This is a genomic window from Collinsella aerofaciens, from assembly GCF_015546965.1.
Taxonomy (GTDB): domain Bacteria; phylum Actinomycetota; class Coriobacteriia; order Coriobacteriales; family Coriobacteriaceae; genus Collinsella; species Collinsella aerofaciens_X.
Genome location: NZ_JADMUF010000004.1, coordinates 49,076 through 75,805, shown reverse-complemented (window position 1 = coordinate 75,805; position 26,730 = coordinate 49,076). Strand labels below are relative to the sequence as shown.

Below are 26,730 nucleotides of genomic sequence, written 5' to 3'. Positions count from 1 at the left end.
CCATACGGTCGAGTTGAGGAGCGGGCATGGTAAACGATTTGAGCGGTATAGACGACCTCGAGCTGATGCCGCTGGGCGGAGGCTATATGGTGCGACGCGAACGCTTGATGAATGAGCTTATCGCCAAGGGCCGAAAGGCCGGCATCGTGGTTCTTTATGCGCCCGACGGGTTTGGGAAGACCTCGGTGCTGCTTCAGTACACCCATGAGGTTAAATGCGACCCGACGCGAGGCCCCGTGCGGATTATCGAGGCCGATCGCGCCATTGGGCGCGAGGTGTTTATGCAGCTCGAGGTGGTTGCCGAAGAACTCAAAGACAAACCGCACTCCCTTATCGCGATTGATAATGTGCCAAACCTCGATCAGCACGATACCGAAGACCTCATCGACAGGATTCGCGGCCTGCGCGCTATGGGGATAGGGGTCTTTATCTCCTGCCGTCCTTCAAATCGTCAGCTGATTCATGGGCTGGGCGATTCGGTTAAGATCAATGCGCAGATGCTCAAGGTGCATGCCTATGAGTATTCGGCGTGGGCATCGGCGTTTTCGATCAGCACATCGCTCGACTTTTATCAGCTCACGCAGGGCGTGCCCGAGCTCGTTTCGGCATTGCAGACGGGTCTGTATGGCCAAGGCGACGTAGCCGGTCTGCTCGAAAACGAGATTGTCAACGTATATGGCGCGGCACTTGTCGATCTGGCTTCGCTCGACAATAATGCGCTGTTTTGCGTGGCATGTCTCATGGTTTTGATGGGCGAGGGCAATATCGCAGAACTCGAGGCTTGCGGGGTAAGGCTGTCGATGGTCGACCAGTCCTACTTTGTACGCGACTACCCGATCTTTGGCTTGGATCCCGCCGAGCGGAGCTTTACGTGTCTGGGCACGGAGGATAACGGACGCTTGCGTTTGCGTAAGTTGGTGGCCGAGATTCGCCCCGAACTTGTTCCGAGGGCGGCCCGGATTTTGCTTAAGGCGGGTAGATGCGATACGGCGATGGGCCTGGCGGACGCCTTTTTGGACCGTGAGGCGGTCCTTGAACTTGCTGGGCAGTATGGGGTCGATCTGGCTCTGACGGGGCACGGGGCCGATATCTGCCGAGCGGCGCTGGGCACGATCGATGCCGACGATCCGGCTCCAGAGCCAACGCCTGCCGAGGCGCTCGGCGTATATCTGGCAGCGGTCAGCGTGTCCAATACAAAGCTCGCTCGCTATATGGCATCGGTCATCGAGCGCGGGGGCGAACGGGCGGCCTGCGAAATAGACCCAGTTTCATGGAGGGTGGCCCAGACGCTGACGGCTGTTTGCTACGGGGACAACGGACTTGGGCTCCCTACGAACCTGGCCGTGCCAGAAATAGAGACGTCCCATACCGCACTCGATATGTTGTCTGCTCATATCGAGGTCAAGCGCTGTCTGACCGAGCGGGGAGATGACGGCGGCGTTCTACAGCAGCTCAAAACGAGCAAGGCCTACGACTGCGAGCTCGACATCGCGGGGATTGTTATACGGGCCGATAGCATGCTGGTGGAGCTCTTTGACGGGTCGTTTGCGGGAACCGACGAGCGCGACGACGAGATGACGGTGGTGCGGGAGGCGCTCGACGTACGCGGGCTTAAGGCGATGGCTATCTGGGTGCGCATGGTGTTGGCGGCACGGCGGCTCCTTTCCGGCTTGCCGGTAACCGACGACGCGGCGTTCAACGAGCTCGATCGTTTTGCCGTGCGCATGCGCGACAACCAGATTCAGCTGTTTGGCCTATTGCTAGAAGGCTGGCAGTCGCTGGCAGAGGGACGGCCGGTTAATGCAAAGTTCCGTGCGGTCCAAGTGCTCAAACTTGCCGAGGAGTCGATTGCGTACATGCGCGATAACGCATTGCTGCTGGAGCGCGCAGCGTATCTGCGAAATACATCGATGGTTTCGGTGCGCGAGGAAGCGGAGTTGCTCGATATAAGCCAGACGCAGGTTGGTGGAGCGGAGGCCTGGATGGTGGCGCTGCATTTGGCCTGTGCGGGGCGAGACAGCGACCTTGCGGCCTGGATGTCCATGAATCGTGCGGGGATTCTAGAGCCATCGTATCGGCTCTTTGCGCGCCTTGCCATGCATTGTCTGGGCGAGCCGGCGGGCAGGATACGCAAGAAGCTTCCCGTGCGCGAGCTGTCGCGGTACTCGCTGCGCGACGATTTGGAAGGGAAGAGCGAGCGCCTGTTCCAGGCCGGCGAGGTTGAAGCCGTTGATACCATCGATCATATCGAGATTCGCATGTTTGGTGCGTTTCGCGCCGAGCGCGACGGGTTTCCCATCACGGACAAAATGTGGCGCCGCAAGAAGGCGGCGACACTTGCCGAGCGGCTTGCGCTGGGCATGGATGCGCTCGTCGATCGTGAGACGCTGGCCATGGAGCTGTGGCCCCATGCCGAGTTCAATAGCGCCCGCAACAACCTGTACTCGACGATATCGCGCTTGCGGTCGGCCTTGGGGCCGACGCCGGATGGCAAGTCGTGTGTGCTCATCCAAAATGAATGCATCGGACTCAACGGCGACTACGTCAAGACCGATGTACGGCTGTTTGACCAGATAAGCCGCGAGGTTTTGGGAAATCGCACGGGTGCGCGCGGGCCCCATTTAGTTGAACTGTGCCTTAAGATTGAGCAGCTTTATGCTGGACCGCTGTATGTTCCCAATGGCTGTAATCCCACCTACTTTTTGCGTATGCGACGCATTATGCAGTCAAAGTACATCGATTGCATGATTAAGGGAGCAAATGCCGCTCTAGAAGAAAACGATCTGCAGTCGGCGATTTGGCTGGCGGAGTCGGGGCTTCGGCAGGAAACGGCGCGTGAGGATATGGTGCGCTGCGCCATGCGCGTCTACAGTGCGGCGGGGCGACGGCGCGATATCGTCGAGCTGTACAGCGGGCATATGCACCATCTGAGGGAGCAGGTCAATGGCGTGCCCGAGCCCGAGACGCGGCGTCTATACGAGCGTTTGGTGGAGGGGCGGCTCAATCGCGTGCTGGTCGAGCGATAAAAAACGGGCGCCCGAAGTACTTGGGCACCCGTATGCTTGCTATGTGTTGGCTTGCCGGATCATTGGCTCTTAGACGAGCTTGATCTTCTCGATGTCCTTGCGCGAGGACTCGCGATACAGCGAGAACTTGCGGCCGATGACCTGGACGACCTCGGCGTGGCAGCGCTCAGCGAGCTCTTCGGCGGCCTCGCGGGCGGAAAGACTGGAGCCATCGAGCACGGAGCACTTAACGAGCTCGTGCTTTTCCAGGTAGGCGACCGTCTGCTCGACGGTGCCCTCGTTGACATCGGACTTGCCGATAATGATGGCGGGGTTGAGGTGATGGGCCATGCTGCGAAGCTGCTTGACCTGGGCTCCTGTCAGTGCCATGGGTTCTCGCTTTCTATGTATGGGGCGCCCCGCGACGGGGCCTTAATCTACGTGAGCTGTCCCACGATAGCGCAGGAACGGCGCGGTGTGGAGCGCGTTTGCCCAGTTCAAAAAGAATGCGGATGCCGGGCGGGTGGGCGGTGCGGGCTGCGAACAGGCTATGAGCTGGGCGCAGAGACCGGCTCCCATGAAATAAACGCCCAACGAACCTTGCGGACATGATCGAGCATATAGCGCCCCTGCGGCACGCCCTTGGAGCCCGGCTCACCGGCATGGGGGTTCTCAATCATGTGTTGAGCGATGTAGTCGCGCAGGCAGTCGATTTTATCCTCGTTGCCGTGCTCGAGCATACGGGAAAAATCTGCCACGCCCGCCTCAAGGCTATCGAAGGTGTCGCGACGGGGCGATTCAAAGTACGTAACCTGCGGCAGGGCACCCATCTGAATGAGAATGTTAAAGGCATACACAAAGCCATTGCTGCAGGTAACGGAGGCGCCGATGGCGTTCATCAAGTGCAGATCATAGCGCGGGCTGGAGTTGGCGACCATCGTGACAGCACAACGCCGACGAGCCGTACGATCAAGCTTGGCAAGCGCGCCTTTCAGATCGGTCGTCGTAACCGAACGACTGGCAAAGGCAACATCCACCGCTTTCGCGACCGGTCCAACCAAATCCCAATCATCATCCCAAGCAAGCTCAAGCGGCGTTATGCGCCCCTCGAGCCCGTAGTACTCAATGCCGGCATCAAGCGTGCCCAACATGGCAGGGGAAAAATCGGCGGCAATCACGGAATGTCCGTCTTGCGCAAGCGGAATAGCAATCGACCCAGCCCCACATCCCATATCGAGCACCGACTCGCCAGGCTCAAGCGCCAGCAGCTTTATAAAATCCCGAGCATAAGGGGCAGTCTCCAACGGCCGAAAATGCCGAGCCCTTTTATCCCACTCAAAAGAATCATCAGCCCGCCGCCGATCAGCTTGCAGACGCATCCACTCGCCATTCCAATCAGCAGAAAGAAGCTCAGAGCGAGCATCCCCATCAACCACGGGCCAACCTCCTAGCAACAAAAAAGCGACTCCCCCCAAAAGAAGAGCCGCAACCAGCATATATCAGAAAAAGAACCGTTCCAACGCCAAACCGCCATACCAGCCAAGTAGGGCAGAAGCGAAGCGACTGCCAAAGGGATAGAACTCAACCGAGGTCCCGTTGTGCGGGAGCCCCGGGGAGGGCAAATATATAAGGTCGATCGCGAGTTCCGCACGAGCCGGAGAGCACTTAATGTGCTCTCCGTGCGAGTCAGGACTGTCCGAGCAGGCGACCTTATATATTTGCCCTCCCCGGGGCTCCTCGCCCGAACCCCTCAGCTAGTTCTTGAGCGAGTTCAGCGGTGCCGGGAAGCGTCCACCACGGTGGGCAAGCACGGTGCCGGCGTTGGGGTTCACCGGCATGATGGGCGCACGGCCGAACAGGCCACCGTACTCGACGCAGTCGCCCACGCCCTTGCCGATGGCGGGAATCACGCGCACGGCCGTGGTCTTGTTGTTGATGACGCCGATGGCCATCTCGTCGGCGATGATGCCGGCGATGGTCTCGACCGGGGTGTCGCCGGGGATGGCGATCATGTCCAGGCCGACGGAGCACACGCAGGTCATGGCCTCGAGCTTCTCGAGCGAAAGCGCACCGGCCTCGACGGCGGCGATCATGCCGGCATCCTCGGACACGGGGATAAAGGCGCCCGAGAGACCGCCCACGCTGGAGCTGGCCATGACGCCGCCCTTCTTGACGGCATCGTTGAGCATGGCGAGCGCGCAGGTCGTGCCGGGGCCACCGCAGGTGCCAACACCGATGATCTCGAGGATGCGGGCAACGGAGTCGCCGATGGCAGGCGTGGGGGCCAGCGACAGGTCGACGATGCCCTTCTCGACACCCAGGCGATGGGCGGCCTCGCGGCTCATGAGCTCGCCGGCACGGGTGATCTTAAAGGCGGTCTGCTTGATCTTCTCGGCGACTTCCATCATCGATGCGGAGTCGGGCAGCGTTTCCAGGGCTGCGGCCATAACGCCGGGGCCCGAGACGCCTACGTTGATGACGGCGTCGGCCTCGCCACCGCCGTGGACGGCGCCCGCCATAAACGGGGAGTCCTCGACCATGTTGGCAAAGCAGACAAACTTGGAGGCGCCAACGGAATCCTCATCCGCCGTAAGCTTGGCAGCATCGATGATGGTCTGAGCCGCCATGAGCACGGCATCCATGTTGATGCCGGCGCGCAGGCTGGCGACGTTGACGCTGGAGCAGACGCGGCTGGTGGTGGCAAGCGCCTGGGGGATGGACTGGATGACGCGGCGGTCGGCGTCGCCGATGCCCTTCTGGACGAGTGCGGAGAAGCCGCCCAGGTAATCGATGCCGAGCGTCTCGGCCGCGCGGTCGAGGGCATGCGCGATGGGGGTGAGGTCCTCATCCTTGCAGCATGCGGCGATCTGCGCCACCGGGGTGACGGAAACGCGCTTGTTGACGATGGGGATACCGTACTCGCGCTCGAGATTCTCGGCGGTTTCGACCAGATGCTCAGCCGTGTGCGTCACGTGGTCGTAGATCTTCGTGCACATGCGGTCGAGGTTCTCGTCACCGCAACCCATGAGCGAAACACCCATGGTGATGGTCCTGATGTCGAGGTTCTGCTCCTCAACCATGCCGCGGGTTTCCGCGATTTCTGCGGGCGTGATCGCCATCCTTGCGCTCCTATCTGCCAAAACGAGCATAGTCTTATCTATTCTAACGTGCCGCACGTGCCAAGTGGCGCGTGCGGCACGTTTTGGTGCTCGGTTGTTTCCGTTGTGTTACTGCCCAAAGACCTCTTCGGCGATACGAGCGCTCTCGGCGGCGTCCTTGGCGTAGTAGTCCGCGCCGATTTGCTTGGCGTATTCGGGGGTGAGTACGGCGCCGCCTACGATGATCTTGACGCCCGGCACCTCGGCATGAAGCAGCTTGATGGTCTCTTCCATGGCCACGACGGTGGTGGTCATAAGCGCCGAGAGGCCGACGAGTTTGATATCGCGCTCCTTAACGGTCTTGAGCACCTCTTGCGGGTCGACGTCGCGGCCTAGGTCAAAGACGGTATAGCCGTAGTTATCGAGCAGCATCTTGACGATGTTCTTACCGATGTCGTGGATGTCGCCCTTGACGGTGGCCACACAGATCTTGCCCTTATCGGCAATCTCGCCGGCGGGCATTAGTCGCTTGATGGTGTCGAAGCCCACGCGTGCGGCCTCGGCCGAGGCCATGAGCTGCGGCAAGAAGAACTTGCCCTGGTCAAAGAGGACTCCGACCTCGTCGAGGGCGGGGATAAAGTGGTTGTTGATGAGGTCCATGGCGTCGTGATCCGCCAGCAGACGCTCGGTCTCGGCCGCGATCTCGCCTTTGCGGCCCGAGACGACCATGTGGCGGATGGGATCGTCATCGGCGCTTGCGGTGGTGCTTGCGGCAGGCGCGGCATCGCTCGATACTGCTTGAGCTGCTGCCGGGTTAGCGGCGATCTTGTACGGATCGGTCCAGCCGGCGTAGCGCTCGATGTATCCGGTCGAGCCCTCGTCCTCAACGCTCAAGACGCGATAGCTGTAGACGGTATCCATAAAGCGCTTGGAACCTGGGTTCATGATGGGGGCGTCCAGACCTGCACCAAAGGCGGCGGCCAAAAAGACCGAGCCCAGCAGCGGGCGGGCAGGCAGGCCAAAGCTGATGTTCGACACGCCGAGCGCGCATTTGACGCCCAGGCGCTCCTTGCACAGGGACATGGCGCGCAGGATCTGTTCGGCCTGGCGTTGATTGGTCGAGGCGGTCATGACCAGACAGTCGATGAGGATGCGGTCCGGGCCGATACCGTAGCGGGCAGCCTCGGCCACGATGCGCTCGGCGATGGCGAAGCGAGCCTCGGCGGTATCGGGAATGCCGCCTTCGTCGAGCGTGAGGCCGACGACGTTGGTGCCGTAGTGGGCGACCAGCGGGAAGATCTCGTCCATGATCTGCTGTTTGCCATTGACCGAGTTGATGATGGGCTTGCCGGCGTAGCGACGTACGGCGGCCTCGACGGCGGCGGGGTCGGTGGAGTCGATCTGCAGCGGCAGCAGCGTGGAGCCCTGGAGCTGCTCGGTCGCCTGTTGGATGATCTTGACCTCGTCGATCTCGGGCAGGCCCACGTTGACGTCCAGGATGTCGGCGCCCTGTTCCTGCTGGCTGATGCCCTGGCTCACGACGTAGTCCAGGTCGCCGTCGCGCAGGGCCTGCTGCAGGCGCTTTTTGCCGGTGGGATTGATGCGCTCGCCGATGACGGCGATCTTGTGGCCGTCGCAGGGAAGGTCCACGACCGTCTGGGCGCTCGTGACCGACATGCTGGGCTTGCGGCGGCGCGGGCTGGGCGTGTGGTTGTCGATAAGCGCGCGCAAGGCCGCCATGTGCGCCGGCGTGGTTCCACAGCAACCGCCCACGACGCCCACGCCGTCGGCGATCATGCCGGCGACGGCCTTGGCGTATTCGGGGGCCTGGATATCAAAGACGGTATCGCCGTCATCGTCCACGCGGGGGAGTCCTGCATTGGCCTGCACCATAACGGGCTTGTCGGTGACGGTGAGCATACGCGCGGCGAGCCCTCGGAGCTCGGCCGGGCCCTGGCTGCAGTTGATGCCCAGGACGTCGGCGCCGATAGCGTCGAGCGTGATGGCGGCGACCTCGGGGCTCGTTCCCAGGAACGTGCGACCGTCTTCCTCAAAGGTCATGGTGGCAAAGACGGGCAGGTCGGAGTTCTCGCGGCAGGCGAGGACGGCAGCCTTGATCTCGGCTAGGTCGGTCATGGTTTCGATAATAAAGAGGTCCACGCCCGCGGCGACGCTGGCGCGCACTTCCTCGGCAAAGAGGTCATAGGCCTCGTCAAAGCTGAGGGTGCCCAGGGGACGCAGCAGGGCGCCGATGGGGCCGATGTCGCCGGCGACGTAGCGGGCGCCGGCCTCACGGGCGCAGGCGACGGCGGCGGCAAAGACGTCTGCCACGGTGGCGGCTCCGTCGAGCTTGTGGGCGTTGGCGCCAAAGGTGTTGGCAGTGATCACGTCGCAGCCAGCCTCGACGTACTGGCGCTGAATGTCGGTAATGACCTGGGGCTCCTCAAAGTTGAGCAGCTCGGGCAGGGCGCCGGCCTTCATGCCGGCCGCCTGCAGCATGGTGCCCATACCGCCGTCGAACAGCAGGTGCCCCGTGCCCTCGATGGCGGCGCGCAGGCGATGGTCCTTAATGCGAAGGTCGTCGATCGTGCGCGTCTTGTATGCAGCGCCATTACGGCGTGCGGCATCAACGGGCGCCGCCAGCGCAGCGCCGTCCAGATCATGAGTGATAAGCGGAGTAAACATCGAGGGCTCCTAATGGCTGGAATAGCAGGTGGTGTGGGCAGCGCGGAAGCTGCAGTGCTCGCGCATGCGGCAGATATTGCAGGTAGGGCGGCTCTGGGCGTCGTGGACCTCGCCGTCAAATAGACCGATCACTGCGGTCACGCTCTTGGTGGGCATGAGCAGGTTGGTAGGTGTGACGGTAAGCCCGATGAGCCGCGTAGCGTTGAGCGCAGCAACGATTGAGCGCTGGGCCGTAAGCGGGCAGTCGCCGTAGCCGGGACTAAAGCGCCAGTTGCCGGCGAGTCCGTGTGCGGCGGCCGCAGCCTTGACCTGCTGGTCCATCTGCTCGACTGCGGCTTCTACATAGGCAGAGCATGCGGCGTCGAGCACGGCTCCCTCTAGGGGCTGCTGGGCCCCCGTGGTGCGCAGGCGACGCTCGGCGTCCATGCCGAGGGTGCATGCCATGAGTGCGGCAAAGCGGGCGTCTTTGAGGTGGCGATAGATATCGCGACCGCGCAGCTCAACGTTGGTGCCGACCAAGCGAATGCAAGGATCGCCCTGTTCATCGACTCCCGTGGCATCGATGGCAAATATGCGGCGCACGCCGCGGGGCTCAATGTCCAGCTCCAGACGCTCAACGACAAGTTCAATACGCTGCGACAGCTCGGGCTCAATCTGCTGACCGCCGTAGCCCAGGTAGCGCAGCATCTCGGCACGGTCGACTCGGGGGCGATGGGCGGCATCGATACGGTAGAGCGCCGGCGACGCAAGGTCGGTCGGCAGTTCACCAAAAGCTGTATCGATGTGCGGTTTTTCCATTACCTCAGGCGCTCCATAATGGTTGCGGCGATCGCAGGACGATTCATAGTGTACAGGTGCAGACCGTCGGCACCGTGCTCCTTAAGGTCGCAAAGCTGACGGGCGGCATAATCTACACCGGCTGCCTGCAGGCTCTCGGGGTCGTTCTCGTACTTGGCGAGAATCTTGATGACGGGGGAGGGCAGCGACGCACCGCACATAAAGACCATGCGGCTGATCTGCGACTTGCCCATAAAAGGCATGATGCCCGCGGTAATGGGCACGGTGATACCGGCCTTGTCAGCAAGCTCGCGAAAACGGTAGAAGCACTCGTTATCAAAGAAGAGCTGTGTCACAAAGAAGCTCGCGCCGGCGTCTTGCTTTTGCTTGAGGTGCTCGACCGAGAGGTTAAGATCCTCGCAAGCAATGTGGCCCTCGGGGTAGGCTGCGGCGCCCACGCAAAAGCCGGCGTCGACGAGCTCAGGGATGAGGTCACGGGCGTAGGCGTAGTCGGAGGCGGGCTTGTCGTCCTCGGTCGCGCCAGCGGGAAGATCACCGCGCAGGGCCAGCACATTTTCTACGCCGGCGGAGCGGTATTCGTCGACCTTGGCGGCGATATCGGCGTGCGAGCGGCCCACACAGGTGAGGTGTGCCACCGAGGGTGTATCGAATTCGCTCGTAATCATATGCGCGATGGGGGCGGTGGTGGCACCGTTGCCCGAGCCGCCGGCCGAGCAGGTGACCGAGACAAAGCTCGGCGAAAGCTTGCACAGATTGCCTGCCACCTCGCGAGCCGTGTCGAGGGTCAGCTCGCCCTTGGGCGGGAACATCTCAAACGAAATGGGCGCGGTGCCCTGGGATGCTGCCTGCTTAAAAACCTCGTCGACGCGCATATCGTGCTCCTTTAGATGCCTAGGTGCGATGTTTTGTTGCAAGGATTCTACAGCACGACCGCGCTAAGGTGGAGTTTCTCTCGCGATTTGGTGATACCAATCGAAAACGCTTCGCTATCGGTACTTCCTATAATAGGGCGGTCTATGAAGGACAGGGCTATAGTGACTGGTATCTGATGTGAAATACCAGTTAATAGAGCCCCGTTCCCAATTGACTACCCTTAAACCATGCGGAGAGGTCTGCAATTTATACAGTTGATTGGCTGTTGAGGGTGGCAACATCGCCGCGATGCGGTAACCTCATTGATTGGTTTCGCGACGGCAACATAACGGTAATGTCGCGGAAACACGGCGAGTCTAAGCTATGACTCGTTCGTTAGTAATCAACACCGCTTCTCACGCGGTGCCGATACGAAGGGAGTTCCGTATGGCCGAACTTACTGACCGCTTCGGGACCATGGTGTTCTCTGAGGAAGTCATGAAGGACTACCTCCCCAAGGACATTTGGAAGCGCCTTGCTGCAACCCTCGAGGACGGTGAGCCGCTCGACCTGGATGTGGCCAACGCCGTTGCCCACGCCATGAAGGTCTGGGCCATCTCCAAGGGCGCGACGCACTACGCGCACTGGTTCCAGCCGCTTTCGGGCATTACTTCCGAGAAGCACGACAGCTTCCTCGAGCCCAACCACGACGGCACCGCCATTACCAAGTTTACGGGCAAGAACCTCATCCAGGGTGAGCCGGACGCCTCCAGCTTCCCCAACGGCGGCCTGCGTGCCACCTTCGAGGCCCGTGGCTACACCGCTTGGGATCCCACCAGCCCCGCCTTCATTAAGGACGATGTCCTGTGCATCCCCACGGCTTTCTGCTCCTACACGGGCGAGGCCCTGGACAAGAAGACCCCGCTGCTGCGCTCCATGACCGCACTCTCGCGTGAGTCCAAGCGCGTTTTGGCGCTGTTTGGCAAGACCCCCAAGAAGGTCGTTCCTTCCGTGGGCGATGAGCAGGAGTACTTCCTGATCAAGAAGGACGCTTACCGCAAGCGCAGGGACCTGGTCATCACCGGCCGCACCCTCTTTGGCGCTGCTCCCTGCAAGGGCCAGGAGCTCGAGGAGCACTACTTTGGCGCTATCCGCCCCACCGTCTCGGCCTATATGAAGGACCTGGACGATGAGCTGTGGGCGCTTGGCATTCCCGCCAAGACCAAGCACAACGAGGTCGCTCCCTGCCAGCATGAGCTCGCTCCCGTCTATGGCGAGGTCAACGAGGCCATCGACCAGAATCTGGTCATGATGGAGAAGATGAAGCTCATCGCCTCCCGCCACGACTTGGTCTGTCTGCTGCACGAGAAGCCCTTCGAGGGCATCAACGGTTCGGGCAAGCACAACAACTGGTCGCTTGGCACCGAGTCCGAGAATCTGCTCGATCCGGGCGACACCCCGCTCGACAACCTGCAGTTCATCGTCTTCCTCACCGCGGTGATCGAGGCCGTCGATAACTATCAGGAGCTCCTGCGTGCCTCCGTTGCCTCGGCCGGCAACGATCATCGTCTGGGCGCCAACGAGGCTCCTCCGGCGATTATGTCCATCTTCCTGGGCGACCAGCTTACCGAGGTCGTCGAGAAGATCATCGATGGCAAGGCTTCCGTCCATGCCACGCGCGGCGTGCTCGACCTGGGCGCCGATACCCTACCCAAGCTGATGCAGGACAACACCGACCGCAACCGCACCTCCCCGTTCGCCTTCACCGGCAACAAGTTCGAGTTCCGTGCCTGCGGCTCCGAGCAGAACGTCTCCGACTCCAACCTGGTGCTCGATGCTGCCGTGGCCAAGTCGCTCAAGTCCTTCGCCGACGCACTCGAGGGTACGCCCGAGGATAAGTTCCAGGACGCCGCGCTCGAGTACTGCAAGAAGGTGCTGACCGATCACCAGCGCATCCTGTTCTCCGGCGACGGTTACTCCGACGAATGGCCCATCGAGGCCGAGAAGCGCGGCCTTGCCAACAACAAGACCACGGCCGACGCCCTGCCCGCCTTTGTTTCCGATAAGGCTATCGCGCTCTTTGAGGAGACGGGCGTCCTGACCAAGGCCGAGGCCCAGTGCCGCTACGACTGCAAGCTCGAGAAGTACAACAAGCTCATGAATATCGAGGCTACCACGATGGTTCGCGAGGCGCGTCGTACCTATCGCCCGGTCATTACCGCCTATGCCACCAAGGTCGCTAAGGGCCTTGAGACTATTCGTGCCGCCGGTGCTGAGGCCGCCATGCAGTGCGAGCAGAACACGCTCAACAAGCTCTGCAACGGTATCACCGCCATCAACGACTCCATCAAGGCGCTCGACGCCGTGCATCAGAAGGCCGAGGCCCTCGATGGCCAGGAGCAGGCCAATGTGTATGCACACGAGGTCGTTCCCGCTATGGATACGCTGCGTGCCGCCGTGGATGCCATGGAGGAGATCGTGGCCGCCGACTACTGGCCGGTTCCGACCTACGACGACATTCTGTTCTATGTGTAACAGACACGTTTGATTTTGCGTGCGAAGGTGTCTCGCCTGTGCGAGGTCCCTTCTTTTTTGCCGTTTGGACCTTCTTTGAACTTGCGGTCGAGCAGGCGTTTCACGCGGGACATCTTAGAAGTTGTAACCTGTTTTGGCATGCGGACGTTTCGGGCGTTTGTTCATAAAAGGGAGGATTATCCGATGAAGGTATTCGATATCGTGTTTAGCCCGACCGGCGGAACAGAAAAGGTATCTAACCACATTGTCAATGCGTTAGAAGGGGAGACCGTCGCTGTAGATCTGACCGATAGCGGGCTTGGTTTTCGCACGGTTGCGATGACAAAAGAGGATGTAGCCGTGATCGCGGTGCCCTCGTATGGCGGGCGAGTTCCGGCTGTGGCTGCGGAGCGCTTGGGTATGATGCGGGGAAACGGTGCGCAGGCGGTTTTGGTTTGTGTTTACGGAAACCGTGCGTATGAGGACACGCTGGTCGAGCTTGAGGACGCGGCAAAGGGCGCGGGTTTTCGGGTAATCGCGGCGGTTTCTGCCATCGCCGAGCATTCTATTGTTCGCCAGTTTGCCGCCGGTCGGCCAGATGCACGGGACGCGGCGCAGCTCGCTGGGTTTGCGGATCAGATTCAGCAAAAGATATCTGTAGGAGATGCTTCTGAGCCGGCTATTCCGGGTAATCGTCCCTATAAGAAAGCCGGGGGTACCGGTATGGTGCCTAAGGCCACAAAGAAGTGCGCCGTCTGCGGGGCTTGCGCCGCAGTGTGTCCCGTTGGCGCTATCGACAAAGACGATCCCAAGCGGGTGGACAAAAAGAACTGTATCTCTTGCATGCGCTGCGTTGCCGTGTGTCCGCATGCCGCTCGCGTGCTAAACCCCGTCATGCTCTCTGCAGCTACCAAGATGTTGAGCAAAGCCTGTGGCGAGCGGAAGGAGTGCGAGCTGTTTATCTAGCGCAAGGGCATTGAGTGCTTTTCGTTTTATAACGGCAAAAAGAACGAACCCGCCGGACCTTACATCCGGCGGGTTCGTTCTTTTTAAAGTTGGTGCCCCCCAGCGGGATGTCCGCGTGCGGCTGGCGCCGCCCGCTTCCGCTGCGTCGCTCCGCTCCTTGCGTGCTGCGCTGGAAAACGCTTCGCGTTTCCTCAGCTCCGCACCCTGCCGGGTTCGAATCCCGGCGTATGGGCAGCAAAAAGCCCGCCACCGAATTGGTAACGGGCTTCTCAGATTCTGTGGTGCCCCCAGCGGGATTCGAACCCGCGATATCCACCTTGAAAGGGTGGCGTCCTTGGCCGCTAGACGATGGGGACAGCGGGAAAGAGTATAGCAGACTTTTCTATCCGTTCACATATCGTTGGCAGATTGAAAAACCACCACACAGGAGTGGGTTTCTATTCCGATTTTCAAATATCTCGATTTGTAACATCTGGGCAGGCAAATCGGCTCTATCTGTTACAGATCGAGACAGACGGCGGGCGTCGGGACGAACATCTCAATCTGTAACAGTAAGACGACTTTCAACGGCCTAGATGTTACAGATCGAGACAAACAAACGTGGCAGATCAAAACCACCACAAAGGTGCCTGTCCCCTTTGTGGTGGCGGGGCGTTAGGGGAGGAGCTTCATCGCGGCGTCGTGGGCGGCGTGCTCGTAAGCGTCGTCGAGGGGCTTGAGCGGCAGCAGGGCGGCGGCCTGTGCGTCGCCACGGCGCTCGATGGCGTGGGCGATGAGCCAGTCAGCGAGCTCGGGGTTCTTGGGTAGTGCCGGTCCGTGTAGGTATGTGCCGATGACGCCCTTGTAGATGAGGCCTTCAAAGCCATCGTCGCCGTTGTTGCCGGTACCCGTGACGACGGACGTTCCGAGCGGCGTGGCCTCTGCATCGAGCAGGGTGCGGCCGCCGTGGTTCTCGAATCCCACAAAGGGCTCGGATGCCAGGTCGGTATTGACGGCGACGTTGCCGATCAGGCGGTCGGAGCCGCGCACGGTTTCGGCGGCAATGACGCCCAAGCCCTCAATGCGATCATCACCCATATAGTACGAACGGCCGAGCAGCTGATAGCTGCCACAGATGGCAAGTAGTGTGCCGCCGTCCTCAACATAGGCCGCGACCTTGTCTTTTTGAGCGAGCAGCTCGTGTGCCACGGCCAACTGATCGCGGTCGGAGCCACCGCCCATCATGACGATGTCGGCGTCGGTGAGATCGAGCGACTCGCCCATACGGACTTCGTCCACGCGCACGGGAATGCCACGCCAGGCGCAGCGGCGCTCGAGGGCAATGACGTTGCCGCCGTCGCCATAGAGGTTGAGGGCATCGGGGTACAGGTAGACAATGCGCAGGGGGCGCGAAAGCTCGACCGGCACAATGTCGGTGGGGACAGCGCTCCCATCGGCGCGTGTTACGGCGCAGGAGGCAACCGAGCTCGCAACGGTGCCCTTAAGCTCGTCGAGCTCCTTGACCAGCGGCGGGAAGGCCGTGTAGTTGGCGACGGCGTAGAAGGTGTCATCGGCGGCCTCGTCTGTCACGGCGCCGATCGCCTGCTCGATATTCGAGATGATGCCGGCGTCGATGCCGGCGTACTTCAGGCGTACCTGCATATCGTGCGCGCGCGTACCTCCGACAAAGGCGACAAGCCCTGGGGTATCGGCGATGCGCTCGAAGTCGACGTCGTAGATCCATGAGACATCGTGGCCGTCGGCGTCGTTGTCGTTCAGGAAGAAGGCGCAGAGCCTGCCGCCTGCCGTTTTAATGGACTGAATCTGGCGATCGAATCCCACGGGATTTTTGGCCAGATTTGCCTCGACGGTACGGCCAGCGATTTCCCAGCGGCCCATGCGTCCGCCGGCGGGGACGTAGGCATCGAGCGTGGGCTGCAGATGTGCAACGTCCACGCCCAACTCGCGCGCCGCAAAGAAGGCGGCGGCAACGTTGTAGACCATGTACAGGCCGTTGTAGCGCGTGGCGATGTGCGTGGTGGGCGCTTTGGCCTCGGGTCCAAAGTTCAGGTCAAAGTCGTAGCCGCTGCAGGTGAGCTCAACGTCTGTCACGCGACGGACCAGCGCGGGACGACCCCAACCGCACGAAGGACAATGATAGGCTCCGAGCTGGCCGTACTGCACATAGTCGTACTTCAGCGGCGCGTTGCACTGCGAGCAAAAACGCGAGTCGCTAATGCGATCGGACTCGGTGTCCGTGGCACCGTCGATACCAAAGGCGATGCTCATATTGGGGACGCGTGCGGCGATCGAGGCGCAGAGCGGATCGTCGGCGTTATAGACGAGCGTCGTTGCCGGCGAAAGCTCCAGCGCGTGGGCGATGACCTCCTGGGTGTGATCGATCTCGCCGTAGCGATCCAGCTGGTCACGGAACAGGTTGAGCAGTACGAAGTACGTTGGCTTGAGCTTGGGCAGGACGCGCACCGTGTAGAGCTCATCGCATTCAAAAACGCCTACGCGCTTGCCGCTGCCGGCACGCTTAAGATCGCCGCGCGCCTCGAGCAACGCGCCCACCACGCCCGGTTCCATGTTGTTGCCAGCGCGGTTGCATACCACGGTGGCGCCGCTGGTGGCAACGGCGTCGGCGATGAGGTTGGAGGTGGTGGTCTTACCGTTGGTGCCGGTGATTACCACGCTGCGGTCGACAAGGCCCGCGAGGTCGCTCAGCAGCTCGGGGTCGATCTTCATGGCGATGCGGCCGGGGAGTACGCCGCCCTGGCGCTTAAGGACGGAGCGCAGCCCCCAGCGGGCGATATCGCTCGAGGTGCAGGCGAGAGAAGAGCGGAAGTTCATGAAGTCGTTCCTAACGTGAATGACATGGTCGTGGCGTTTGCGCCGTTAAAAGCCGTAACGGCGCGCAAATTCCTGGGCAAGCTGCGATACGTCTTCGCAAGCGTTGGCCCAGGGGGCAAAGTCGGGAGTATCCGAGATGATGCCGTCGGCTTCCCAAACTGCCTGATGCGAAAGGTCCCAGGGGTCGTGCGGTTCGGGCCGGCAGGGAAGGTACGGTGTCTGATACATGGGGTTCAGCAAAAAGAATGCGCCGCCCTCGCAGCGGTTGGCAAACTCGCGCAGCGCGCGTGTCGCCGGGCGCATCTTATTTGTCTTGAACAACAAGATCGTGCGGGCGAGCAAATACCACGGCGAGTTCTCGAGGGCATCGGCCCCCATCTGCTCCTCGAGCTGGTGGGCCAGGGCAAAAAAGCCGTCCTCGTCTTCCAGACGAGCGAGGGCGAGTAGCACGGTGCCTGCAGCTCGGGTGGGATAGCCTTCCGCCTTAAGAACACGGCGAGAATAGTTGACGGCAGCACGGTAGCGAGCGCTCGCCATGCACAGCTGCGAGATGGCCTCGAGCGTGTGGAGCCACCCGATAAGCGCCGGCTCGCTTGCGGTGAGATGGGCCGCCGTCACGCCGTCTGCCAGCACCTTGTTGGCCCAGTAGTGCGGAGCCTCCATGTCGAATCCGGGCACGCTTTGCTGCAGGTAATCGGCTGTGGTCGCCTCGAGCTTCATCAAGTCGCCTAGACAGGCGTCGACGGGCGTGTCCGCCAGGATGATGGCGAGCAGCTGGGCATCGAGGACATGCGCATCGACGCGAACAATCTTGAGCAGCTCGTCGCGCATGTCGTCGAACAGGCGGTTGCGCGTCTGCTCAAATTCCTCGTCGCTGCCCATGTCCTCGATGCGGCGAAGCTCGTCAAGCAAATGACGATGAACACCGGCATAGGACAGCAGCGCTTGGGCATGCTCGGTCTGCGCATACTTGTGAGGGTTTGCGCTGATGTCGTTACGGACAAGCTCGCGTGCTGCATCGGTGAGTTCGGGGTGCGATGCCAGATAGGTGCGCTCCAGATAGGCGGGGATGTAGACGCTCGGATCCATTAGAGGTCTCCTCCCTTAAACGGCAATCCCTGCTCGGCTGCGCGTAGGATGCGCTCGTCGATTTGGGAGCGCACGATGTCGTTGGTGGCGACCCAGGCGGCAAAGCTGGCGTTGTCGGGCGCGCCTAGGCCCTCCTGCAGCACCGGCGTCGCCTCGGACAGGGCAAGGACGAGCTCATCGGTGGAGCCCACGCCCACATTGACGCGGGCATAGACGCCATCGGGAAACTCGGTTTGGAAGTAGAGCGCCTCGGCTGCGTGCGGGCACGAGCGTGCGAGGATGCGCAAGTAGTGCTCGGCGCCTTCGTAGTCCAGCTCGCGCCAGGCTGCGCTCATCAGTGCGATGAGCGTCCACGGGTCCAAGTCGCGCTCTGCGTCCTTGGGACGGCGGCGCAGCGGCGTGTTGGCAAGATAAGGCACGGAGTGGGCGGAGCGAAAACGCTTGAGCTCCTCGGCAGGGTATTCGAGCTTTGCCATGGCAAGCATCGCGGTATGGCGGACGCCGGCGGGGTCGTTGGGCGCAAAGTCCAGGCTGCGGTTTGCGGCTTCGAGCGACATGCGGTAGCGGCCGCTAATGAGCGCGCGCGATGCCAAGGCGGCAAGCCAGCGCAGGTAGGGACGGCGGGTCAGGTCGCCTGCGGCCTCACGCTCGTAGGGGTCCTGTGCCGAGGCGATCTTGAGCGCCAGATCGTGCTCCACCTCGTCGCACTTGGACACCAGATACTGCACGTATTCCTCGTTGGATTCGGCGGTGAGCGCCGTCAGCATGCGCTGGGCATCCCAGTTGCTCGGGTCGAGCGCGGCTGCCTCGCGGAGCATGTTCTCGGCAGCGGCCTCTTCTTGCTCTGCCTGGGCGTCGTCGGGGATAAAGGGGATGCGGTAGTCGACAGCCTCGACCACCTTGGCAATGAGATGCCCGGCGCGGTCGCGGTCGTGCACGATGAGCGGCGCGGGGTTACGGGTGAATTGTTCCATCAGACGCTCTACGGCGGCACCGTCGGTGAGCGGGATATTGTCGCGGCGCAAGGCCTCAAGAACGAGGCGATGGCAATCCTCTTGAATGGGATCGAATGCCATGGGGCCTCCTTTGCTGCGGTTAGGGTTCAAATGTCTCTATATAAAGGTCTAGTTTACCCGCATGTGGCACACCGGGGGTGCCGCACTTGGACTTGCACCTTTGCACCACGAAGACGGATGTCGCACAAATGTCGGCACCTCGGTTGCGCGGGTGGTATCACAGTGCCGTAAACGGTCGATTTTTGGCGGCGAACGGGGCACATTTTGGAGGGGCACAGTCCTACCCGGGATATGTGGTCAACCCTGATAAAACGTTTGCCCAGCTTGGGAGTATGCATGCCCCACAAGGGTCTTCAGGGATAGAAAAAACGTTTCATCATTGTTGGCTTTAGGTGAATAACTGACCAACCAGAACGGTAAAATAGTGTTTGTCTGAGCGTTGAGACGTTTAGACATTGCGTCGCTATCGCCGGCGACGCACAAAATGGTCCTAACGGAGCCAATCGGGTGCTCCGTTATATACGCAAGTCTAAGAGGGGCTTGTTTAGGAGGCACAGTATGGGACGTTTTACCAATCCTCGCGATCTGTACTTTGGTGAGGGCGCTCGCCACGAGGTGAAGAACCTCAAGGGCAAGAAGGCCATCATCGTTTCTGGCGGCAGCTCTATGCGCCGCGGCGGATTCCTGCAGGACGTTGAGGCCGACCTTAAGGAAGGCGGCTTCGAGGTCAAGCTGTTCGAGGGCGTCGAGTCCGACCCGTCCATCGAGACGGTCATGAAGGGCGCCGAGGCCATGCGCGAGTTCGAGCCCGACTGGATTATCGCCATCGGCGGCGGCTCGCCTATCGATGCCGCTAAGGCCATGTGGGTCTTCTACGAGTATCCCGAGGAGTCCTTCGACAACATCATCCAGCCGTTCAGCTTCCCCGAGCTGCGTCAGAAGGCTCATTTCTGCGCCATCTCCTCTACCTCCGGCACCGCTACCGAGGTCACCGCGTTCTCCGTCATTACCGACTACGCCAAGGGCATCAAGTACCCGCTGGCCGACTTCAACATCACCCCTGATGTCGCCATCGTCGACCCCGAGCTCACCTACACCATGCCCGCCAAGCTGTGCGCTCACACCGGCATGGATGCTCTGACCCACTGCATGGAGGCCTACGTTTCTACCTTCGCCTCTATGTTCACCGACGCCAACGCTCTGCACGGCATCCGCGAGATCGTCGAGTGGCTGCCCAAGTCCTATGCTGGTGACCATGAGGCCCGTCAGCACATGCACGAGGCTCAGTGCATCGCCGGTATCGCCTTCTCCTCGGGCCTGCTCGGCATCGTTCACTCCATGGCTCACAAGACCGGTGCTGCCTTCGAGAACGGTCACATCATCCACGGTGCTGCTAACGCCATGTACCTGGGCAAGGTCATCCAGTGGAACTCCAAGGATCCCCGTGCTGCCGAGCGTTACGCTTACGTGGCCAAGGAGATCCTGCACCTTCCCGGCGAGACCAACGAGGAGCTCATCGCTGCGCTTGTCCAGAAGATCCGCGACCTCAACGACCAGCTCAACATTCCGCAGTCCATCAAGGATTACGCGAATGGCGGCGTGAAGGTCGACGCCGAGAACCCGCAGATGGTTTCCGAGGAGGAGTTCCTCGCCAAGCTGCCCGAGATCGCCGCGAACGCCGAGCAGGACGCCTGCACGCCGGAGAACCCGCGTGAGACCAAGGCTGCCGACTTCGAGAAGATTCTCAAGGCCTGCTACTACGACACCGACATCGATTTCTAATCGACTCTTGTTATCGTAACGAGGGGCTCCGCACGTATCCGTACGGAGCCCCTTTCTTTTTAATTAGAGAACGGGATAAAAATGGCTGCAATTTTCAATAGCCCCAGCAAGTACATCCAGGGCCCGGACGAGCTGGCCAAGCTCGGTTCCTATGTCGAGCCGCTCGGCGCTAAGGCTCTCGTTATCGTGACGCCTTCGGGCAAGAAGCGCGTCGGCGCCAAGATCGAGGGCGGCTTTGCCGAGGCTAAGGCCGAGCTGCTGTTTGAGGACTTTAACGGCGAGTGCTCCAAAGGCGAGGTCGATCGCCTGGTTGCGCTCGCCCGCGACAACGGTTGCGACATCATTGTCGGCGTCGGTGGCGGCAAGATCCTCGACACCGCGAAGGCCGTCGCCTATTACCTGGAGTCCCCGGTTATCATTTGCCCCACCATCGCCTCGACCGATGCACCGTGCTCGGCACTTTCGGTGCTCTACACCGACGACGGCCAGTTCGATAAATATCTCTTCCTTAAGGCAAACCCCAACATTGTCCTTATGGATACGACGGTTATCGCGGCGAGTCCGGTGCGCCTGACGGTTTCCGGTATGGGCGATGCGCTCGCAACCTATTTCGAGGCCCAGGCGACGCATGATGCCGACGGCGGCACCTGCGCCGGCGGCAAGGGCGGTATGGCTGGTCTGGCGCTCGCCAAGCTCTGCTATGAGACGCTCATGGCCGATGGCGTCAAGGCCAAGGTCGCGCTGGAGAAGGGTGCGCTCACGCCTGCCGTCGAGCACATCATTGAGGCCAACACGCTGCTTTCGGGCATTGGCTTTGAGAGCTCGGGCCTTGCTGCTGCTCATGCCATCCACAACGGTTTGACGATGCTGCCCGAGTGCCATGGCATGTATCACGGCGAGAAGGTCGCCTTCGGCACCATCGTCCAGCTGGTACTCGAGGACGCTCCGACCGAGAAGCTCGAGGAAGTCTTGGGCTTCTGCATTGAGCTGGGCCTGCCGGTCACGATGAAGGAACTTGGCGTTGCCGAGGTTACGCGCGAGCAGGCTATGATTGTTGCCGAGGCCGCGTGCGCGCCCGAGGACACCATGTGCAACATGCCGTTTGAGGTGACGCCTGAGATGGTCGCCAACGCTATCCTGGGTGCCGACGCGCTGGGTCACTACTACCTTATGGATGAGTAAACTAAGGTAAGGAAGGGGCAAAGCCGACAGATGGCTTTGCCCCTTTTTGCTATGGTGCAAAGTAACCTGACCCTAATGTACCAAGTTGGTGCAAGGGGGTCAGGTTAGTTTGCACCAATGTTGAGTGAGTGAAAGGGTGGGGTCTTGTATGTCGCTGCCTATGGTTTACGGCGGTCCCGGTCGGTATGTTCAGGGGCCGGGGGAGCTTTCGCGCCAGGGCAGGTATTTGTCGTGGTTGGGCTGCGCCGCCTATGTCTTGTTTGACCAGGGCACCGAGGACCGGCTGTGCAAGCAGATCGTCGATGGATTCCTAGACGATGGCATGAGTGAGCCGTTCTTTAAGATCTATAACGGTCCATGCACGGAGGCGGCTGTTGTCGAAATGGCCAAGGAGGCCCAGGCAGAGTATTGCGACATGGTGGTCGGTATCGGCGGTGGCAAGATGCTCGACATCGCCAAAGCCGTTGCGCACTTTGCCGAACTTCCGCTGTGCGTGTGCCCCACGGCGGCATCGATGGACGGTCCGTGCAGCGCGATTTCGGTGTTGTATCACGAAGATGGATCGTTCGACTACTACCTGGCGCTTGCGAAGAATCCTGACTTGGTCGTGGTTGATACCGACGTGATCGCCGCAGCGCCGTTGCGCATGACGGTTGCCGGCATGGGCGATGCGCTGGCAACGTACTTTGAGGCACGCTCGTGCGTTGCGGTGCGGGGCACCAACGAACACGGTGGTACGCCGGGGCACTTGGCTCTGGTTGCAGCCCGCGCTTGCTACGACACGCTTATGGAGTGTGGTGTCGCTGCTAAGCGTGACCTCAAGAAGGGCCGCATATCACCAGCCGTTGAGCGTCTGATCGAGTGCAATATTCTGCTTTCGGGCGTTGGCTTTGAGAGCGGCGGCCTGGCACTTGCCCATGCCATTGCCAACGGTCTGACGATCCTGCCCGAGTGCAAGGCCATGCATGGCGAGGCCGTGGCATTTGGTCTGGTGGTCCAGCTTCGCCTGGAGCGTGCGCCCGAGCTTGAACAGGTGCTCGAGTTTTGTCAGCGCGTCGGTCTGCCGACGACGCTCGCGGAGCTGGGCCTTGGCGGGATTTCCGATGCTGACCTGATGAGCGTTGCGGATGCGGCCTTTAGAAACGAGCGTAATATGGCCAACGAGCAGGTCAAGGTGACCGAACAAAAGCTCGTGCAACTCATGTGCGAGGCATAGCTTGGCGCTCGATCGACCTTGTGCGATCGAGGCGGCGATAGGCCATGGGCTATTTGCCGCAAAGATGCTCCGCGTGTAATTTGCCCGAGGCGTGGGCCGATAGCGTATCATTATCTATCGCTTGTTTGCACTGCTCAGGGAGGGGCCGCGCATGGCGCAGGAACACGATCTGTTTGATGACATTATCGAGATCAGCAAGGGTTTCGATTTTCTTAAAAACCCGCTTGGCGGCGTGACCGATGCGCTCGATCCGTCGGCGCCGCAGTGGAATCCTGCCGACTATAAGGAGCGTCCGCGCGGAAACACCATTCCGTGCCTAGCCTGCAAAAACGAGAAGAGTGGCTGCACCGCGTGCATGGATGTGTGCCCGGTCAACGCCATCGAGGTCGAAGAGGACGCCATCGAGATTCTCGATACCTGTCGCAAGTGCGGCCTGTGCGCTACTGCCTGCCCGACTGAGGCGATTATCTCGCCGCGCCTGGCGCCCAAAAACCTCTACGACGATATTGTCTCGGCGGCTACGAGCCACGAGACTGCCTACGTTACCTGCACACGTGCGTTGAAGCGCATGCCGCGCGAAAACGAGGTCGTCGTCGCCTGCGTGGGTGACATTACGGCCGAGACCTGGTTCTCGGTGCTGGCAGACTATCCCAACGTGAGCGTCTACCTGCCGCTGGGCGTGTGCGATAAGTGCCGCAACACCGGTGGCGAGGATATCCTGGGCGAGGCTATTGCTACTGCCGAGGAGTGGGCCGGTACGGGCATGGGCCTGGAGGTCGACCCCAAGAGCCTCAAATGCCATAAGCGCCGCGAGTACGAGCGCAAGGAGTACATGGATAAGATTGCCCGCACCACGGGCCTAACCGTGACCAAGCTCAATCCGGCGACGGCGGCACTTGCCTCGGTGACGCAGAAGCTGAAGGCCCACCGTCACCAGATCACGCAGCTCGAGCGCACGCTCAACACCATGTGCGGCACCACGACGACCAAGCGCCGCCGCACGCTGACGCATGGCCGTCAGCTGGTGCTCTCGACGCTGCAGAATCACCCCGAACTTGCCCAGAATATGCAGGTGAGCACGCCGGAGTGCGATTTTGACAAGTGCACGTCGTGCGGCGAGTGCGTCAACGTGTGCCCAACGTTTGCCTGCGATCTGGTGGGAAGCGGCCGCTTTGCGTTGGAGTCAACGTATTGCCTGGGCTGCGGCGCCTGCGTCAAGGTGTGCCCCGAGCATGCGCTCAAGCTCGTTGAGCACGATGCGTCCAACCTGGTCGTCGTCGATCCCGAGGCCGAGGAAAAGGCCGCCCAGAAGGCCAAGGCCCACGAAGAAGCCCAGAAGGTCAAGGCCGAGGCAAAGGCCAAGCTCGACAAGATGCTCGACCAAGTGGAGAAGCTCGCGGACTAGCCAGCGACCCTAATCTCTGCTTCATTTGCGCCGCCGTGGTGTCCGGATTAGCCCGGATGCTGCGGCGGCGCTATACTTATGCAGTTTGAAATACTTGTACCAAAAGGAGCTGTCGTGTCCCTTTCCATCGGTATCGTGGGCCTGCCCAACGTGGGTAAGTCGACGCTGTTCACCGCGCTTACCAAAAAGACCGGCCTTGCCGCCAACTACCCGTTTGCCACGATCGACCCCAACGTGGGTATCGTCGACGTGCCTGATAGCCGCCTGCAAAAGCTCGCCGACATCGTCAACCCGGGCCGCATTGTGCCGGCAACGGTCGAGTTCGTCGACATCGCAGGCCTGGTGAAGGGCGCCAACGAGGGCGAGGGCCTGGGCAACCAGTTCTTGGCCAACATCCGCGAGACCGACGCCATCTGCGAGGTCGTGCGCTACTTTAAGGACCCCAACGTCATGCGCGAGGTGGGCCGTACGGGCGAGTTCGTCGACCCCGCTGGCGACGCCGACACCATCATGACCGAGCTCATCCTGGCCGACATGGGTACGCTCGAGAAGCAGCTGCCCAAGCTCGAGAAGGAGGCCAAGCGCGACAAGGAGCTCATGCCCAAGTTTGAGGTTGCCAAGCGTCTGCTTGCCTGGCTCAACGAGGGCAAGCGAGCCGCGTCCATGGAGATGACTGATGAGGAACGTGCCGCCGCCAAGGGCCTGTTCCTGCTTACCATGAAGCCCATTCTGTATGTGGCCAACGTGGACGAGGATATGCTCAACGACGACCTGGCGCCCATCGACGGCGTCAAGCCGCTGCCCATCTGCGCCAAGATCGAGGCCGAGCTTTCCGAGCTCGATCCCGAGGACGCCGCCGACTACCTGGAGAGCCTGGGCCTGGAGCAGCCCGGCCTGGACGTGCTCGCCCAGGCTGCCTACAAACTGCTCGGTCTGCAGTCGTTCTTTACGGCCGGCGAGATGGAGGTCAAGGCCTGGACGGTGCGCCAGGGCGCAACTGCCCCGCAGGCAGCCGGTGTCATCCACACCGACTTTGAGCGCGGCTTTATTAAGGCCGAGGTCATTGGCTACGACGACTACATCGAGCTCGGCGGCGAGCAGGGCGCCAAGGCTGCCGGCAAGCTGCGCATCGAGGGCAAAGAGTACGTCATGGCCGACGGCGACGTCGTGCACTTCCGCTTTAACGTGTAAGGACGACGTGCATGTTCAAATATGGTAAAAAAGCCGGCTACATGAGCATCGCGCTGCTGGTGCTCGCGGTGCTTCCGCTCGTGGTTGCGGTGTGTGTCCTTCCCAACATTGGGCCCGAGGTGGCAACAAAGTTCAATGCCGCCGGCGAGGCAACGCGCTGGGGCAAGAGCTACGAGCTGCTGGCGCTGCCGGTGCTCAACCTGCTGCTGAGTGTGGTGACGTACTTTACGGCAGGGCGCCAGGCGAAGAACAACGAAGACTCCGCCGTGATGGCCCGTCTTACATGCGAGCGTTATTTGCGCAACGGCTGCGTCACGGGCGTGTTCCTCAATGTGATTAACGTCTACTTTATGTATTCGGCAATTACTGGCACGGGCTTTGGACTGGGATTCTAGCTTGTTCCTTTAGGCAACGAGCCTACAAGCATATTCGATGGCTGCTGCGAGGCCGCCGCTCGATCGCGGTTGAAAGACCACATCGGCGGCGGCCTCGTTTTCGTATCCCGCGTCGCGCAGCGTGAGGGCGACGGCAGCTTCCAGCAACAAGGGAAGGCCGCGCTGCGTGGTGGCGATAACGGCGGTCTGGTCGAATGCGCAGCCGTGCTGTTGACAGAGGGCCGCAAGTTCGCCCTGCTTTGGGTTGGGAAGTAGCGCCGCGTGGACGCGACTTAATAGCAGCGTGAAGGCGGTGCGTTCGTCGGGCGTAAGCTGGTCGGCTTCGATAACGACAAGAGCAATCGGTGTGTTGCGCCGACGACAATCTGCACGCCGTACGTAAATCGAAGAACCCGACATAGAAAACTCCTGTGTATTCGGCAAAACGTAAACTATAGTTTACGTTTTTGTTTTGCGCCATTTCAAACTCGTTTGCATGGATGAACGTGTGAAACAGATTCTTGGCGAGCGAGTCGAGCAAAAGCGTGAAGGCCTTGGTATCTCCAAGGTCGATTTTTGCGTGGCGGCAGGAATTAGCCGTCCCTATCTCGATCAGATCGAGGGCGGAACGGCAAACTTCACACTCAAGGTTCTATTTAAGATCGCGCCCGCCCTCGGCATGACGGTGTCAGAGCTTCTCGAAGGCATCGAATAGGACGTTTTCG

At 60.9% G+C, this 26,730-nt stretch carries 20 protein-coding genes and 1 tRNA gene; 10 read left to right on the top strand and 11 right to left on the bottom strand.

Features of this window, described 5'->3' with window-relative positions; genetic code table 11:
* Positions 1-26: 26 nt before the first annotated feature.
* Complete coding sequence (locus tag I1M21_RS04375) at positions 27-3,026, top strand: AfsR/SARP family transcriptional regulator (RefSeq protein ID WP_195192575.1); 3,000 nt, start codon at positions 27-29, stop codon at positions 3,024-3,026.
* A gap of 69 nt (positions 3,027-3,095) precedes the next feature.
* Here the strand turns inward: I1M21_RS04375 and I1M21_RS04370 are convergent, their stop codons facing one another.
* The 6 genes from I1M21_RS04370 to I1M21_RS04345 all read right to left on the bottom strand — a co-directional run bounded on the left by I1M21_RS04370 (position 3,096) and on the right by I1M21_RS04345 (position 10,458).
* The gene (locus tag I1M21_RS04370; RefSeq protein ID WP_006234690.1) at positions 3,096-3,395 is read right to left on the bottom strand and encodes a YhbY family RNA-binding protein; all 300 of its coding nucleotides are present in this window, start codon (positions 3,393-3,395) and stop codon (positions 3,096-3,098) included.
* 158 nt (positions 3,396-3,553) lie between these two features.
* Positions 3,554-4,237 carry a class I SAM-dependent methyltransferase gene (locus I1M21_RS04365; protein ID WP_229025604.1) on the bottom strand — a complete coding sequence of 228 codons (684 nt, stop codon included), beginning with the start codon at positions 4,235-4,237 and terminating at the stop codon, positions 3,554-3,556.
* 522 nt (positions 4,238-4,759) lie between these two features.
* Positions 4,760-6,124 (bottom strand): PFL family protein, encoded by a 1,365-nt coding sequence (locus tag I1M21_RS04360; RefSeq protein WP_118205271.1) that lies wholly within the window; start codon positions 6,122-6,124, stop codon positions 4,760-4,762.
* A gap of 108 nt (positions 6,125-6,232) precedes the next feature.
* Positions 6,233-8,788: a homocysteine S-methyltransferase family protein gene (locus tag I1M21_RS04355; RefSeq protein ID WP_195192573.1), complete on the bottom strand. Its 2,556-nt coding sequence runs from the start codon at positions 8,786-8,788 to the stop codon at positions 6,233-6,235.
* A 9-nt stretch (positions 8,789-8,797) separates the two neighbouring features.
* A complete protein-coding gene (locus I1M21_RS04350; RefSeq protein ID WP_195192572.1) occupies positions 8,798-9,586 on the bottom strand; it encodes a hypothetical protein in 789 nt (262 codons plus the stop codon).
* On the bottom strand, positions 9,586-10,458 hold the full coding sequence (locus tag I1M21_RS04345; protein WP_195192571.1) for a methylenetetrahydrofolate reductase: 873 nt from the start codon (positions 10,456-10,458) through the stop codon (positions 9,586-9,588). The genes I1M21_RS04350 and I1M21_RS04345 overlap by 1 nt, the downstream gene beginning before the upstream one ends.
* Positions 10,459-10,885: 427 nt before the next feature.
* On the opposite strand from I1M21_RS04345, the gene I1M21_RS04340 reads away from it, so the two are divergent.
* Together I1M21_RS04340 and I1M21_RS04335 are read left to right on the top strand one after the other, a co-directional pair.
* Positions 10,886-12,973: a glutamine synthetase III family protein gene (locus I1M21_RS04340; RefSeq protein WP_117645902.1), complete on the top strand. Its 2,088-nt coding sequence runs from the start codon at positions 10,886-10,888 to the stop codon at positions 12,971-12,973.
* A gap of 183 nt (positions 12,974-13,156) precedes the next feature.
* A complete protein-coding gene (locus I1M21_RS04335) occupies positions 13,157-13,918 on the top strand; it encodes a 4Fe-4S binding protein (RefSeq protein WP_195192633.1) in 762 nt (253 codons plus the stop codon).
* 279 nt (positions 13,919-14,197) lie between these two features.
* Here the strand turns inward: I1M21_RS04335 and I1M21_RS04330 are convergent.
* The 4 genes from I1M21_RS04330 to I1M21_RS04310 all read right to left on the bottom strand — a co-directional run bounded on the left by I1M21_RS04330 (position 14,198) and on the right by I1M21_RS04310 (position 18,915).
* Positions 14,198-14,274 (bottom strand) — tRNA-Glu (locus tag I1M21_RS04330).
* Between the two features lie 298 nt (positions 14,275-14,572).
* The gene (locus tag I1M21_RS09785; RefSeq protein WP_229025593.1) at positions 14,573-16,750 is read right to left on the bottom strand and encodes a MurT ligase domain-containing protein; all 2,178 of its coding nucleotides are present in this window, start codon (positions 16,748-16,750) and stop codon (positions 14,573-14,575) included.
* A gap of 45 nt (positions 16,751-16,795) precedes the next feature.
* Complete coding sequence (locus I1M21_RS04315) at positions 16,796-17,839, bottom strand: hypothetical protein (protein WP_195192570.1); 1,044 nt, start codon at positions 17,837-17,839, stop codon at positions 16,796-16,798.
* The gene (locus I1M21_RS04310; RefSeq protein ID WP_195192569.1) at positions 17,839-18,915 is read right to left on the bottom strand and encodes a hypothetical protein; all 1,077 of its coding nucleotides are present in this window, start codon (positions 18,913-18,915) and stop codon (positions 17,839-17,841) included. The genes I1M21_RS04315 and I1M21_RS04310 overlap by 1 nt, the downstream gene beginning before the upstream one ends.
* A 498-nt stretch (positions 18,916-19,413) precedes the next feature.
* Between I1M21_RS04310 and I1M21_RS04305 the strand changes: the two genes are divergently transcribed.
* From I1M21_RS04305 to I1M21_RS04280, 6 genes are all read left to right on the top strand, one after another.
* Entirely contained in the window at positions 19,414-20,637 is a 1,224-nt protein-coding gene (locus I1M21_RS04305; protein WP_055251037.1) for an iron-containing alcohol dehydrogenase, read from the top strand.
* Between the two features lie 81 nt (positions 20,638-20,718).
* Positions 20,719-21,819: a glycerol dehydrogenase gene (locus I1M21_RS04300; RefSeq protein ID WP_118328342.1), complete on the top strand. Its 1,101-nt coding sequence runs from the start codon at positions 20,719-20,721 to the stop codon at positions 21,817-21,819.
* Between the two features lie 148 nt (positions 21,820-21,967).
* Entirely contained in the window at positions 21,968-23,035 is a 1,068-nt protein-coding gene (locus I1M21_RS04295) for a glycerol dehydrogenase (RefSeq protein ID WP_195192568.1), read from the top strand.
* 151 nt (positions 23,036-23,186) lie between these two features.
* The gene (locus tag I1M21_RS04290) at positions 23,187-24,440 is read left to right on the top strand and encodes a 4Fe-4S binding protein (protein ID WP_195192567.1); all 1,254 of its coding nucleotides are present in this window, start codon (positions 23,187-23,189) and stop codon (positions 24,438-24,440) included.
* Between the two features lie 114 nt (positions 24,441-24,554).
* Positions 24,555-25,631 carry a redox-regulated ATPase YchF gene (gene ychF / locus I1M21_RS04285; protein WP_117655222.1) on the top strand — a complete coding sequence of 359 codons (1,077 nt, stop codon included), beginning with the start codon at positions 24,555-24,557 and terminating at the stop codon, positions 25,629-25,631.
* Positions 25,632-25,642: 11 nt separating this feature from the next.
* A complete protein-coding gene (locus I1M21_RS04280) occupies positions 25,643-26,026 on the top strand; it encodes a DUF1648 domain-containing protein (RefSeq protein WP_195192566.1) in 384 nt (127 codons plus the stop codon).
* Between the two features lie 9 nt (positions 26,027-26,035).
* On the opposite strand, the gene I1M21_RS04275 is transcribed toward I1M21_RS04280, so the two are convergent.
* A complete protein-coding gene (locus tag I1M21_RS04275) occupies positions 26,036-26,425 on the bottom strand; it encodes a hypothetical protein (protein ID WP_195192565.1) in 390 nt (129 codons plus the stop codon).
* Between the two features lie 88 nt (positions 26,426-26,513).
* On the opposite strand from I1M21_RS04275, the gene I1M21_RS04270 reads away from it, so the two are divergent.
* Positions 26,514-26,720, top strand: a complete 207-nt coding sequence (locus I1M21_RS04270; protein ID WP_195192564.1) for a helix-turn-helix domain-containing protein — start codon at positions 26,514-26,516, stop codon at positions 26,718-26,720.
* The last annotated feature ends 10 nt before the right edge of the window (positions 26,721-26,730 follow it).